Below are 15,547 nucleotides of genomic sequence, written 5' to 3' on the forward strand. Positions count from 1 at the left end.
ACGACCTGCTTCCTGGTTCCACCGATTTGGAGAAACGATGATCCCGTTGTCGTTCGCGCAGCGCCGGCTGTGGTTCGTGGACCGGTTCGAAGGGCCTTCGGCGACCTACAACGGCGCTTTCGCCCTGCGGTTGACCGGTGAGCTGAGCGTGGCCGCGCTGGAGTCGGCGCTGCACGACGTCATCGACCGGCACGAGGTCCTCCGCACGGTGATCGTCGAGGACGACAACGGCGTCCCGCACCAGCAGGTGCTGCCCGCCGGTCAGCTGCCGTTCGGCCTTTCGGTCGTCGAGGTCGCGGAGCAGGACCGGGCGGCGGCGGTCGACGAGGTGGGAAGGCAGACCTTCGACCTGGCCGCCGACGTGCCGATCCGCGCCAGGCTGCTGCGGACCGGACCGCACGAGCACACGCTGGTGCTCGTCGTGCACCACATCGCCCTGGACGGGGAATCCCTCGGGCCGCTGCTCCGCGATCTCACCGTGGCGTACTCGGCCCGCAGGCAGGGCCGGGCCCCGGGCTGGGAGCCGCTCCCGGTGCAGTACGCGGACTACACGCTGTGGCAGCAGGACGTGCTCGGTGCCGAGTCCGATCCGGACAGTCTGGCGGCCAGGCAACTGGCGTACTGGCGGGATACCCTGGCCGGTCTGGCCCAGCCGCTGGCCCTGCCGACGGACCGCCCGCGCCCGAGGGCGATGAGCCCCCGCGGCGACCTGGTCACCTTCTCGATCGACCCCGACCTGCTCGGGTCCGTGGAGAAACTGGCCTCGGAACAGGACATCACGGTGTCGATGGTCATGCACTCGGCGCTGGCGGTGCTCCTGCACCACCTCGGGTGCGGTGACGACGTGCCCATCGGCGCGCCGATCGCGGGTCGCACCGATGAGGAGTTGCGGGATCTCGTCGGGTTCTTCGTCAACACCTGGGTGCTGCGCGTCGACCTCTCCGGGAACCCGACCTTCCACGAGTTGCTGCACCGGGTACGGGACCGGGCCCTCGGCGCGTACGACAACCAGGACATACCGTTCGAGCGGTTGGTCGAGTTGCTCAACCCGGACCGGTCCACCGCCTACCACCCGTTCTTCCAGGTGATGCTCGCCTGGCAGGAACCGTTGGGAGAGCTGGAGTTCGCCGGCCTCGAGGTGGAGTGCGCGGCGCTCGAGACCAAGACGGCCAAGTTCGACCTGTTCTTCAACATGATCCCGGACGGCTCCGGCGGGGCGGGCGTCCGGCTGGAGTACGCCACCGACCTGTTCGACCGGGACACGGTCGAGGGCCTGGCGAAGCGGTTCGTGCGCGTGCTTGACCAACTCGTGCCCGACCCGGGGCGCAGCATCGGCGGCATCGACGTGCTCGGCGCGGCCGAGCGGGACCGGTTGCTGGTCCAGTTCAACGACAGCGCCACGGCGAGCTCCGAGCTGACCGTGCCGGAGCTGTTCGAAAGCCAGGTGGCCAGGACGCCGGACGCCCCGGCGATCGTGTGCGGTGACCGGACGCTGACCTACCGGGAGCTCGACGACCGCGCGAACGGTGTCGCTTGGGAGCTGCGCCGGCGCGGCGCCGGGCCGGAGGACCTGGTGGTGCTGGCACTGCCGCGCACGGCGGACCTGGTGGTCGGCCTGCTCGGGATCCTCAAGTCCGGTGCCGGATACCTGCCGATGGACCCGCAGTACCTCACCGGGCGAGCGGAGAGCGTGCTGTCCGAATCGGCTCCGCGGTTCGCGGTCACCGACACCGCGACGTGGCAGGAGCTGCCGCGGGGCGACATGTCGTGCGTCAACCTCGACCACCGCGCGGAATGGGCGCCGCCGAATGGGGCGCTGGAAAACAACGACCGGACCTCGCCGCTCGGTCCGGACAACCTGGCCTACGTGCTGTACACGTCCGGCTCGACGGGCAAGCCGAAGGGCGCGGCGATCACCCATCGCAGCGTCGTCAACGGGGTGCGGGAACTCGCCCGCGTCCTCGACCCGTCGCCCGGGTGGCGGATGCTGGCCGGCACCTCGGTGAACTTCGACGTCTCGGTCTTCGAGCTGCTGACCACCCTGTCCACCGGCGGCACGGCCGAGGTGGTGCCGAACGCGCTGGCGCTCGGCGAGCGGGACGGCTGGGACGGCCAGGTGATCAGCGCGGTGCCCTCGGTGCTCGGGGAACTGGTCGCACACCTGGAGAAGGCGACCGACGTGCGCGCGGTCGTGCTCGCGGGCGACGTGCTTCCGGCCCGGCTGGTGCGGCAGGTGCGCGCGGCCCGGCCCGGCGTCCGGGTCGTGAACGCCTACGGGCAGAGCGAAAGCTTCTACGCCACCACGTTCTCCCTCGATGCGGACGCGGAGTGGCCGGAGTGCGACGTCGCGCCCATCGGTACCCCGCTGGGGAACATGCGTGCCTACGTGCTCGGCCCGGGTCTCGCCCCGGTGCCGCAGGGCGTGATCGGTGAGCTGTACGTGGCCGGGACCTGCCTGGGCCGCGGCTACCACGGTCGGCCGGGCCTGACCGCCGAGCGCTTCGTGGCCAACCCGTTCGGCCCCGCGGGCGAGCGGATGTACCGCACCGGCGACCTGGCCCGGTGGAACGCGCGTGGTCAGCTGGAGTGCGTCGGCCGCGACGACGGCCAGGTGAAGGTGCGGGGCTTCCGCATCGAAACCGCCGAGGTCGAAGCCGCGCTCACCGCGCACCCCGGGATCACCGAGGCCGTGGTGGTCAGCCGGGAGGTGCCCTCGGGCGGGCGGCGGCTCGTCGCGTACGTGGTGCACACCGGCGAGGGAGCCGTCGGCGACGACGGCGCAGGCGGTATCGGCGACGTGGATGTGCAGTCCGGCGCCTCGGCTGCCGAGCTGCGCAAGTTCGTCGCGGCCCGACTGCCCGACTACATGGTGCCGTCGGCGTTCGTGGCCCTCGGCCGGCTGCCGCTCGGACCGACCGGCAAGTTGGACCGCTCCGCGCTGCCCGAACCGGAGTTCCTCGGCGAGGCCTACCGGGCGCCGCGCACCGAGGCCGAGAAGATCATCACCGCGGCGTACGCGGACGTGCTCGGGGTGGACCGGGTCGGTATCGACGACGACTTCTTCGCGGTGGGCGGGGACAGTCTGCGGTCGATCCAGGTGGTGGCCCGGACCCGGGCCCGGGGCCTCGAGGTCAGCACGCGGGAGATCTTCGAGTGCCGCACGGCGGCCCGGCTGGCCGAGGTGGCCGCCGCCCGCCGGCACCAGGTGCCCGTGCTCGAGGAGGACGAGAGCGGCGGCGTCGGCCCGATGCCGCTGCAGCCGGTGGCCCGGCACGTGTTCGAGCACGGTGGCGGAACGAACCGGTTCGCCATGTCGATGGTGCTGGAGCTGCCCACGGGCATCGACGCGGACGGGCTGGCCGCGACGCTGGACGCGGTGCTCGACCGGCACGACCTGCTGCGCGCCCAACTCGTGCCCGGCGAGGAGCCCTCCCTGCTCGTGCGCCCGCGGGGCGCCGTGCGGGCGGCGGACCTGATCCACCGGGTCGACTGCGCCGGCCGGTGGGACGAGCCGGCCGCGCTCGAGACGGCGAAGGCGGAGCTGGACGCCGCACTCGGACGGCTCGACCCGCGGGCCGGGACCATGGCGGACTTCGTCTGGTTCGCCGCGGCGTCGGGTGCGGGCCGGCTGCTGGTGGTGCTGCACCACCTGGTGGTGGACGGTGTCTCCTGGCGCATCCTCATGTCGGACCTCGCCGAGGCGTGGCAGCAGGTCAAGTCCGGCACGGCGGCCGAGCTGCCCGCGGTGGGCACCTCGGCCCGCCGCTGGGCGTCGGCGCTGCAGGACGAGGCGTTCTCCCCGGAGCGGGAGGCGGAACTCGAGTACTGGCGGGACATGCTGGAGGCGCCGAACCCCCCGCTGGGCACCCGGGCGTTCGACCCGGCGGTGGACGTCTGGTCCACGGTCGACACCGTGCGGGTGGAGCTGCCCGCCGAGGTCACCGAGGCGGTGCTGACCACGCTTCCCGCGGCGTTCAAGGGCACCGGCACCGATGTGCTGCTCGCCGCGCTCGCCCTCGCGGTGGACCGGTGGCGCGGTGCGCGGCGCCCGACCCTGGTCCGGCTGGAGGGACACGGCCGCGAGGAGGACGTGGTCCCCGGGGCCGACCTGTCCCGGACCGTGGGCTGGTTCACCAGCATGCACCCGGCCAGCATCGACGTGCGGGGGGTGGACCTTGCCGACGTGCTGGCCGGCGGCCCCGCGACCGGAACGGCGGTCAAGCTGGTCAAGGAGCAGCTGCGCGGGATCCCGGACAAGGGCGTGGGCTACGGACTGCTGCGCTACCTGAACCCGGAGACCGCCGAGCAGCTCGCCGAGTACCCGGCACCGCAGATCGGGTTCAACTACCTCGGCCGGATCTCCGACGCCGACGTACCCGAGCACCTGCGCGCCAACGGCTGGGGGCCGGCGTCCTGGTCCGCCGAGCTGATCCCGGCGCCCGATCCGGACCTGCCCGCGCTGTCCGCGCTCGAGGTCAGCTCGGTCGCCACGGACACCGCAGACGGCACCCGGCTGCAGGCCGCCTTCATGTTCCCCACCGGGGTGCTGTCCCGCGAGCGGACCGCGGAGCTGGCGCGGCTGTGGGTCGAGGTGCTGCACGGCATGGCCGGCTACGCCGCCCGCCCGCGGATCGGCGGGCTCACGCCGTCGGACGCCCCGCTGGTCTCGGTGCGGCAGCAGGAGATCGACGACTGGGAGGAGCAGTACGGCCGGCTGGCCGCGGTGTGGCCGCAGGCCCCTGGGCAGTCCGGCATCCAGTTCCAGGCGGCGCTCGCCGACGGCTCCTTCGACGTCTACCACATGCAGTTCGTGCTGCACCTGACCGGACACGTGGACCCGGCGCGGATGAAGGCAGCCGGGCAGGCGCTGCTTGAGCGGTATCCGAACCTGCGCTCGGCGTTCCTCAGCACGGGCGACGGCGATCCGGTACAGGTCGTGCCGGAGCGGGTCACCATTCCCTGGCGGCACCTCGATCTGACCGGTCAGGGCGAAGCCGAGCAGGACGCGGCGCTCGACGCGGCCCTCGCCGCGGACCGGGCCGACCGGCTCGATCCCACCCGGCCGCCGTTGCTGCGCCTGGCGCTGCTCACCTGCGGGCCGCGGCAGGCGAAGCTCATCGTGACGGCGCACCACACCCTGTTCGACGGTTGGTCGTCGCCGTTGGTGATCAAGGATCTGATCCGGCTGTACGCCGGGGATCGTGACCTTGCTCCGGTCCGCGGCTACGGGGACTACCTGGCCTGGCTGTCCGCACAGGACCGGGAGGCGTCGGCGGCCAAGTGGACGGCCGAGCTGGCCGGGATCGACCAGCCGACCCTGATGGCCGCGGACGCCTCCGCCGAGGGGGAGGCGACCGCCCTCGGCCGGGTCGAGGTCCCGCTGTCGATCGACAAGGGGCGGGAGCTCGCCCGGCGCGCCGCGCAGCTCGGGGTCACGCTGAACACGCTCCTGCAGGGTGCGTGGGCGGTGCTGCTCGCGAAGCTGACCGGGCAGCAGGACGTGGTGTTCGGTGCCGCGGTCAACGGTCGTCCGGCGGACCTGCCCGGCAGCGACGAGATGGTCGGCCTGTTCGTCAACACCCTGCCGATCCGGGTGCCGTGCCGGGCCGACCACACCGTGGGCGAGGTCATCACCGAGCTGCAGAACCGGCAGATCGCGCTGCTCGACCACCACTACTACGGCCTCGCCGACATCCAGCGCAACGCCGGGCTGCCCGCCCTTTTCGACACCATCGTCGTGTTCGAGAACTACCCGATCGACCGGGAGGGCATCGTCGAGGCGAACGTCTCGGCCGGCTTCACGATCGACGCCATCCGGCCGTTCGCGGGCTCGCACTACCCGCTCACCCTCAACTCCTCCGACCCCTACCTGCGCCTGTCCCTGGACTACCAGCGCAACCTCTACGACCGCGGCGCGGCCGAGGTGATCGCCGCCCGGCTGGTCCGGGTGCTCGACCAGATCCTCGCCGACCCGACCACGCTCGTCGGCGCGATGGAGGTGCTCTCCGAGCAGGAGCGGGACTGGCTGGTGCTGCGGATCAACGACACGGCGCATCCGGTGGCCGTGGACACCCTGCCGGGCGCGTTCGAGGCCCAGGTGGACCGCGACCCGGGCCGGGTGGCGGTGATCGGCGAGCAGGAGACGCTGACCTACGGCGAGTTCAACCGGCGCGCCAACCGGTTGGCGCACTGGCTCATCGAGCGGGGCGCCGGCCCCGAGCGGTCCGTTGCGGTGCGCATCCCCCGGTCCGTGAACCTGATGGTGGCCATCTACGCCGTGGTCAAGGCCGGCGCGGCCTATCTGCCGGTGGACACCGAACTGCCCGAGGACCGGGTGCGGCTCGTGCTGGACAGCGCCAAGCCGCTGCTGGTGCTCGACGAGAACCTGCCCGACGCCGCCGGCTACCCGGAGACCAACCCGGAGCGCACGCTGTCGCCGGACAACGCCGCGTACGTCATCTACACCTCGGGCTCCACCGGCGGCCCCAAGGGCGTGCAGGTGGCCCATCGGTCGATCATGAACCGGCTCAGCTGGGGCCTTGCGCACTTCGACGTCGGCGCCGAGGACCGGGTGCTGCTGAGCACGACCGCGAGCTTCGACGTGTCGGTGCCGGAGCTGTTCGCGCCGCTGCAGGTGGGGGCGGCGGTCGTCATCGCCCGCCCGGACGGGCGGCGGGATCCGGCCTACCTCGTCGACCTGATCCGGCGGGAGCGGGTGACCGGCGCCGACTTCGTGCCCTCCCTGCTCGAGGCGTTCACCGCCCAGCCCTCGGCCGGGCAATGCACCAGCCTGCGCTGGATCGAGGTCGCGGGTGAGGCGTTCCCGCCCGCGCTGGCCAACAAGGCGGTCGAGGTGCTGCCGGGCTGCGGGGTGCACAACCTCTACGGCCCGACCGAGGCGTCGGTGGAGGTCACGGCGTGGCAGCACGTGCCGGGTGCGGACCGGGTGCCGATCGGCGCCCCGGTGTGGAACACCCAGGTGTACGTGCTGGACGCGGCGCTGCGCCCGGTCGCGCCCGGGGTCGCCGGTGAGCTCTACCTCGCCGGCACCGGACTCGCCCGGGGTTACCTGGGCCAGCCGGGACTGACCGCGAACCGGTTCGTCGCCTGCCCGTTCGGCGAGCCGGGCAAGCGGATGTACCGGACCGGCGATGTCGTGCGGTGGAACCGGGACGGCCAGGTCGAGTACCTCGGGCGGTCCGACTTCCAGGTCAAGATCCGCGGGTTCCGGATCGAGCTGGGCGAGATCGAGCAGGCGCTGTGCCGGCACCCGGAGGTCGAGGGCGCGGTGGCCGTGGTGCGCGAGGACCGCGCAGGCGACCAGCGGCTGGTCGCCTACGTGCTGCCGGGCCCGGCCGGTCCGGCGGGGCTGGATCCCTCGGCCCTCATCGACCTGGTGCGCGAGCACCTGCCGGAGTACATGGTGCCCTCGGCGATCGTGCCGCTGGCCGAGTTCCCCACCACACCGAGCGGAAAGCTCGACCGCAAGGCCCTGCCCGCCCCGGACCACACCGAAGCCGTGACCGGACGCGGGCCGCGCAACGCCACCGAGGAAGTCCTGTGCCGGCTGTTCGCCGAACTGCTCGGGGTGGCCGAGGTCGGCATCGACGTCGACTTCTTCAGCCACGGCGGGCATTCGCTGCTGGCCACCCGGCTGATCGGCCGCATCCGCAACGAGCTCAACGTCGACGTCAAGGTCACCACCGTGTTCCGCAGTCCGACCGTCGCCCAGCTGGCGGCGCAGATCGAGGAGCTGGCCACGTCGAACCGACCCCAGCTCCGCCCGATGCTGCGCCCGATGAACGTCCAGGAGTCGCGTCGATGATCCCGTTGTCCTTCGCCCAGCGCCGGCTCTGGTTCCTACACCGGCTGGAAGGCCCGTCCGCCACCTACAACATCCCGTTCGTGCTGCGCCTGGACGGGCCGCTGGACACCGCGGCCCTCGCCGCGGCGGTGACGGACGTCGTCACCCGGCACGAGAGCCTGCGCACCCTGGTCGCCGAGAACGCGGACGGCACGCCGGAGCAGCGGATCCTGCCCCCGGAGGAGGCGGCGCCGCAGTTCCTGGTGGCCGACGTGGCCGCGGACGCGGTGGACGCCGCGACCCGGGCGGCCGCGTGCCAGGGCTTCGACCTCGAGGCGGACCTTCCACTGCGGACCACCGTGCTGCGCATCTCCCCGCAGGAGCACGTGCTGGTGTTCGTGTTCCACCACATCGCCGCGGACGGGGCCTCGATGGCGCCGTTCATGCGGGATCTGTTGTCCGCGTACGCGGCCCGCCACCAGGGCGACGCGCCCGAGTGGACTCCGCTCGCGGTGCAGTACAAGGACTACACGCTGTGGCAGCGGGAACTGCTCGGCGACGAGGACGACCCGCACAGCCTCGCCGCCACGCAGCTGGACTACTGGCGCGACCAGCTGGCCGGCGTGCCGCAGCCGGTGCAGCTGCCGCTGGACCGGCCGCGCCCGACGGTGGCCGGCCACGACGGCGGCCATGTCGACTTCGAGCTGGACGCGGACCTGCTCGCCGGGATCGGGAAGCTGGCCGCGGACGGCGGTGCCACGGCGCCCATGGTCGCCCAGGCCGTGCTCGCGGTGCTCCTGCACCACCTTGGCGCCGGCAACGACCTGACCATCGGCAGCCCGATCGAGGGCCGCGCCGACGAACAGCTCGACGACCTGATCGGGTTCTTCGCCAACACCTGGGTGCTGCGTGTCGACCTGTCCAGGAACCCGTCGTTCGGCGACCTGCTTGCCCAGGTGCGCGAGCGGGCCCTTGCCGCATACGACAACCAGGACGTGCCGTTCGAGCGCCTGGTCGAGCTGCTGAGCCCGGACCGGTCCACCGCCTACCAGCCGCTGTTCCAGGTGATGCTGGCCTGGCAGTTCGAGTGGTCGCAGATCGAGATACCGGGGCTGCGGGTCACCCCGGTCCCGGCGGGCACCGGTACCGCGAAGTTCGACCTGTTCTTCAACATCGTCCCGGCCCCGGGCGGGGGTGCCTACGGTCGCCTGGAGTACGCGACGGAACTCTTCGACCACGCCACGGCCGAGAGTCTCGTCGACCGCTACGTGCGCGTGCTGCGCCAGGTGGTCGCCGACCCCGGGAGCCGGCTCGGCGGGGTGGACGTGCTCACCGAGGCCGAGCGGGACTGGCTGACCCGGCGCAACGAGACGGCGGTCGCGGCGCCGGAAGCGACGCTGCCGGAGCTGTTCGCCGCCCAGGTGGCGCGGACCCCGGACGCCACAGCGGTGGTGTCCGGGCCGACCGCGTTGTCCTACCGGGAACTCGACGCCCGCGCGGGCCGGCTGGCCGCGGTGCTGCGGGACCGCGGTGTCGGGCCGGACGTCCTGGTCGCCGTGGCCCTGCCCCGGTCCGCGGACCTGGCGGTCGCGCTGCTCGGCGTGCTCAAGGCCGGCGGCGCCTACCTGCCGATCGACCCCGACTACCCGGCCGCCCGAGCCGACCTCCTGCTGGCGACCGCCGATCCGGCGCTGGTGCTGACCGACCACGCGACGGCGGCGACGGTGCACCGGAGCCGGCCGGCGGTACTGCACCTCGACGACCTGAGCCTCGACGGCCCCGCACCGCAAGCCCCGGTCGTCCCGATCGGACCGGACAACCTGGCCTACGTGATGTTCACGTCTGGGTCGACCGGAACGCCCAAGGGCGTCGCGGTCACCCATGGCGCCGTGGTCAACGGTGTCCGGGAGCTGCGCCGGACGGTGCGGGTCGAGGCCGGGTCCCGGATGCTGGCCGCGACCTCGGTCAACTTCGACGTCTCGGTCTTCGAGATCTTCACCGCGCTCACCACCGGAGCGAGCGTCGAGATCGTCCGGGACGTGCTCGAACTGGCCGAACGCGGCAGCTGGTCGGGCGCCACCGTCAGTGCCGTGCCCGCGGTGTTCTCCGCGCTGCTCGACTCGGGCGGCATCCAGCTCGACGTGCAGACCGTCGTCTTCGCCGGTGAGGCGCTCGCGGCCGACCTGGTCGGCAAGGTCCAGGACGCCCTGCCCGGGGTACGGGTCGTCAACGCCTACGGACAGACCGAAAGCTTCTACGCCGCCACCTTCACGCTCCCGCAGCGGTGGACCGGAACCGGTGCGATCCCGATCGGGGCGCCCCTGGCCAACATGCGCGCCTACGTTCTCGGGCCGGAACTGGCTCCGGTCCCGCCCGGTGTGATCGGCGAGCTGTATGTCGCCGGCATCATCGCCCGCGGCTACCACCACGGCGCACCGGCGACCGCGCAGCGCTTCGTCGCCTGCCCGTTCGGCCCCGCAGGCGCCCGGATGTACCGCACCGGTGACCTGGCCCAGTGGGACGCGGACGGCCGGCTGAAGTACGCCGGGCGCGCCGACACCCAGGTGAAGGTGAACGGCATCCGGGTCGAGCCGACCGAGATCGAGGCGGTCCTCGCCCAGCATCCCGCGATCGGCCAGGCAGCGGTCACGGTGCGCGAGGACCACACCGGCAGCGCGCGGCTGGTCGGCTATGTGGCCGAGCGGGCCGGTGCCAAGGACGGCGACTCCGTCCTGCGGGCCGGTCTCTCGGTGGCGGCGCTGCGCCGGTTCGTGGCCGAGCGGCTGCCGGACTACATGGTGCCCGCCCTGTTCGTGGTGCTGGACCGGCTGCCGCTGACCGCGAACGGGAAGCTGGACCGGGCCGCGCTGCCCGAGCCGGAGTGGTCCAGCGCCGGGTACCGGGCGCCCCGCACCGAGGCGGAGCGGGTCCTGGCCGAGGTGTACGCCGATGTGCTCGACGCCGCACAGATCGGCGTCGACGACGACTTCTTCACCAGCGGCGGGGACAGCATCCGGTCCATCCAGGTCGTCGCGCGGGCCAAGACGCGCGGCGTCGTGGTCAGCACCCGGGAGGTCTTCGAACACCGCACGGTCGCCCGGCTCGCGGAACTCGTCGAGGGGCGGGCCGATGAGGAGCGCCTGACCCTGGCCGAACTGCCGGGCGGCGGCGTCGGCTGGGCTCCGCTGCCGCCGACGGCGGCGCACATCCTCGCGCTGGGCGGCGGTTTCGGCCGGTACTGCATGTCCGCGATGTTGACCCTGCCCGAGGGCATCGACCGCACGGGGCTGGTTGCCACCCTGCAGGCCGTGCTGGACCGGCACGACGCGCTGCGCGCCCGGCTCGACCGGGCGCAGCCGGGCCTGTGGATCGAGCCGGCCGGCAGCGTGGCCGCCGCCGCGCTGCTGCGGGAGGTTTCCGGCACTGGCGCCGACGTGCCCGCCGAACTGGACGCGGCCGCGGACCGGCTGGACCCGGATGCGGGCGTCATGGCGCAGTTCGTCCGGTTCACCGGCCCGGATGCGGACCGGTTGCTGATCGTGCTGCACCACCTGGTCGTCGACGGCGTGTCGTGGCGGATCCTGATCCCGGACCTGGTGTCCGCGTGGCAACGGGTCCGGGACGGCCGGCCCGCGCCACCCGCGGCGGCGGGCACCTCGATGCGCCGGTGGGTGCACGCCCTTGCCGAGGCGTCGGCCAGCCCCGAGCGGGTGGCCGAACTGCCCCTGTGGCAGGAGATCCTGCGCGAGGACGAGCCCGTGCTCGGCGCCCGGGAGCTGGACCTGACCCGCGATGTCGTGCGCACCGTGGACACGGTGCGGGTCCAGGTGCCGGTCGACGTCACCGAGACCCTGCTGAACACGCTGCCGGCGGTGTTCCGCGGCGGCGCCGACGACGGGCTGCTCTCCGCGCTGGCGCTGGCGCTGACCCGCTGGCGCGAGCTGCGCGGCGTGGCGGGGTCCTCGACGCTGGTCCGGCTGGAAGGACACGGCCGGGAGGATCACCTGGTGCCCGGCGCGGACCTGTCCAGCACCATCGGATGGTTCACCGCGATGTTCCCGGTGCGCCTGGACCTGGCCGGCATCGACGTCGCGGACGCGTTCGACGGCGGTCCGGCCGCCGGCCGGGTGATCAAGGCGGTCAAGGAGCAACTGCGGGCGGTGCCGGACAACGGCATGGGCTACGGCATGCTGCGCCGGCTCAACCCGGACACCGCCGCCGCGCTCGCCGGCGAGCGGGAACCGCAGATCGGGTACAACTACCTCGGCAAGTACACCAGGGCGGTCATCCCGGAAGAGCTGCGCGGCCAGGGCTGGGCCCCGGACGACACCTACCGGGACCTGGTCGCCGCGCCGGACGAGGACATGCCGGTGCTCTCGGCGCTGGAGATCCACGCGGTGGCCGCCACCACCGCCGCCGGTGACGAGCTGACCGCCTACTTCACCTTCCCGACCGGTGTGCTCACCCGCGACGAGGTGACCTCGCTCGCCGGGCTGTGGGTCGATGCGCTGACCGCCCTCGCCCGGCACACCACGACCCCCGACGCCGGCGGGCTGACCCCGAGCGACGCGCCCCTCGTCGAGCTGCGCCAAGCGGAGATCGACACCTGGGAGGCCCGGTTCGGCAAGGTGGCCAAGGTATGGCCGACGACGCCGGTGCAGGCCGGGATGTTGTTCCACACCATGCTCGCGGGGTCCTCGTTCGACGCGTACCACATGCAGCTGGTGTTCCACCTGTCCGGCGAGGTCGACCCGGAGCGGATGCACCGGGCCGCGCAGGCACTGCTCGGGCGCTACGCCAGCCTCCGCGCGGCGTTCGTCGACCGGCCGGACGGCGACGTGGTGCAGGTGGTGCCGGAGACGGTGGCGCTGCCGTGGCAGTACCTCGACCTGGTCGCGGAAGGCGAGGCGGAGCGGACCGAGATCTTCGAGCGGTTCCTCGCCGAGGACCGGGCCACCCATTTCGACGTGGAAACCCCGCCGTTGATCCGGCTGGCCCTCGCCATCCTCGAACCCGGCCGCGCCGAGCTGGTGTTCACCGCCCACCACGTGCTGGTCGACGGGTGGTCCACGCCGCTGCTGATGCGGGACCTGCTGTTGCTGTACGCCTCCGACGGCGACCCGTCCGGTCTGCCCGCCACCCGCGACTTCGGCGAGTTCCTGGCCTGGCGCGCCCGGCAGGACGAGGCGGAGTCCGGCCGGGTGTGGGCGGCCGAGCTCGACGGGATCGAGGAGCCGACCCTGCTCGCTCCCGGCTCCGAGGGCCCGGGCGAGCGGGGCGTCGCGCAGGTCGATGTCGCGCTCCCGGTCGAGCAGGCGCGCGCGCTGACCCGGCGCGCCACCGAGCTGGGCGTCACCATCAACACCCTGGTGCAAGGCGCCTGGGGGCTGCTGCTCGGCCAGCTCACCGGCCGCACGGACGTGGTGTTCGGCGCCACCGTCTCCGGCCGGCCGCCCGCGGTGACCGACGTCGACTCGATGGTCGGGATGTTCATCAACACCCTGCCGGTCCGGGTCGAGCACGCGCCAGGGGACACCCTCGCCGAGGTCCTCACCCGGCTGCAGCTGCGGCAGGCCGGTCTGCTCGAGCACCACTACTACGGGCTCACCCAGATCCAGCGGTCCGTCGGCCTGCAGCGGCTCTTCGACACGCTGGTCGTCTTCGAGTCGTACCCGGTCGACCGGGAGGGCATCAGCGCCGCCACCGACGCCGCGGACGGGATCGCCTTCACCGGCCTGCGCCCGTCGACGGCCACCAACTACCCGCTGACCCTGATGGCGGCGGCCGACCCACACCTGCAGCTCATCCTCCAGTACGCGCAGGACGTCTTCGACCACGACACGGTCGAGGTGTTCGCGGCCCGCCTGGTGCGGGTCCTGGCGCAGCTGGCGGCCACCCCCGAGCAAACGGTCGCGCAGGTCGACATCCTCGATCCGGCCGAGCGCGACCGGCTGCTCGCCGAGTTCAACGACACCGCCGTCCCGACTCCGGACGTCACGGTCGACGGGCTGGTCGATGCGGCGGCGGCGCGGACCCCGGACGCGCTCGCCGTGGTCGCCGAGGGCGGATCGCTCACCTACCGCGAGCTGACCGCCCGGGCGGACCGGCTGGCGGGCGAGCTGGCCGCCCGCGGGGTGGGCCCGGAGTCGGTGGTCGCGGTGTCGCTGCCGCGGTCGGCGGACCTGGTGGTCGCCCTGCTCGGGGTGCTGAAGGCGGGCGGCGCCTATCTGCCGGTCGACCCCAAGTACCCCAGCCACCGGCTCGCGGCCATCCTCGACGAGGCGCGCCCGCACCTCGTCCTGACCGACTCGACCACCCGCGCGGCGCTGCCCGGGCACGACGCCGCGGACGTCCTGATCGACACGCTCGAGCTGTCCGCGGCCGGCACCGGCCCCGAACCGCCGCGGCACGCCGAGGCGCTGGCGTACGTGCTGTACACCTCCGGCTCCACCGGCAAGCCCAAGGGCGTGGCCGTCACCCACGCGAACGTGGTCAACGGCGTGCTGCGACTCGCCGCCCTGGTGGGCATGGAACCCGGCCACCGGATCCTGGCCGGCACGTCGGTCAACTTCGACGTCTCGGTGTTCGAGATCTTCACCGCCCTCGCCACCGGCGGCGTCGTCGAACTGGTCCGGGACGTCCTGGTCCTCGGCGAGCGCACGGGCTGGACCGGCAGCGTCATCTCCACCGTGCCGTCCGTCTTCGCCGAGCTGGTCGACGAGATCGCCCACCGCGCCGACGTGGCGACCATCGTCTTCGCCGGCGAGGCCCTGCCGGCCGCGCTGGTCGGCAAGACCCGGGCGGCCTTCCCCGGCGTGCGAATCGTCAACGCCTACGGGCAGAGCGAGACGTTCTACGCCACCACCTGCACCGTCGCCGGTGACCCGCGCAACGGGGGCAGCGCACCCGTCGGCACCCCGCTCGGCAACATGCGGGCCTACGTGCTCGGTCCCGGCCTGGCCCCGGTGCCGCCGGGCACGGTCGGCGAACTGTACGTCGGCGGAAGCGTGGGCCGCGGCTACCACGGCCGCGCCGAGCCGACCGCCGAGCGGTTCGTGGCCGATCCCTACGGCCCGCCCGGCACCCGCATGTACCGCACCGGTGACCTGGCCCGCTTCACCGGCGAAGGCCAACTGGAGTACGCCGGCCGCGGGGACGCGCAGGTCAAGGTGCGCGGCTTCCGCATCGAGCCGGCCGAGGTCGAGGCCGCGCTCACCGCGCACCCCGAGGTCGCCCAGGCCGCCGTGGTCCTCCGCGGGACCGAGACCGGCAAGCAGCTCATCGGCTACGTGGTGCCGTCGGGTGAGATCGACTCGGCGGAGCTGCGCCGGTTCGTCGCCGAGCGGCTGCCCGAGTTCATGGTGCCGGCCGCCTTCGTGCTCCTCGACCGGCTGCCGCTGATGCCCAACGGCAAGCTGGACCGAGCGGCGTTGCCCGAGCCGGAGTTCACCGGCGCCGCCTACCGGGCGCCCCGCACCCCGCGCGAGGAGGCCCTGGCCAGGCTGTTCGCCGAGGTGCTCGGCGTGGACCGGGTCGGCATCGACGACGGCTTCTTCGAGCTCGGCGGGCACTCCCTGATCGCCACCCGGCTGATCAGCCGCGCCCGCGCCGACCTGGGGATCGAGATACCCATCCGCAAGATCTTCGACCTGCCGACGGTGGCCGCGCTCGCCGTCTGGTCCGAGCAGTCGGCTGCGCCCCGTCGCCCCAGCCTGCGCAAGATGACCGTCAAGGAGTGAAAGC

2 protein-coding genes are annotated in these 15,547 nt (G+C 73.0%); both read left to right on the forward strand.

Translation table 11 applies throughout. The features are described from left to right. Positions 1-37 precede the first annotated feature (37 nt). Positions 38-7,825, forward strand: coding sequence for a non-ribosomal peptide synthetase (locus VFV67_RS17130; RefSeq protein ID WP_326471173.1), 7,788 nt, complete (start codon positions 38-40; stop codon positions 7,823-7,825). Further along, a complete protein-coding gene (locus tag VFV67_RS17135; protein WP_326471174.1) occupies positions 7,822-15,543 on the forward strand; it encodes a non-ribosomal peptide synthetase in 7,722 nt (2,573 codons plus the stop codon). The genes VFV67_RS17130 and VFV67_RS17135 overlap by 4 nt, the downstream gene beginning before the upstream one ends. Positions 15,544-15,547 lie beyond the last annotated feature (4 nt).

This window comes from Actinophytocola sp., assembly GCF_035762905.1.
Taxonomy (GTDB): Bacteria; Actinomycetota; Actinomycetes; order Mycobacteriales; family Pseudonocardiaceae; genus DASYTH01.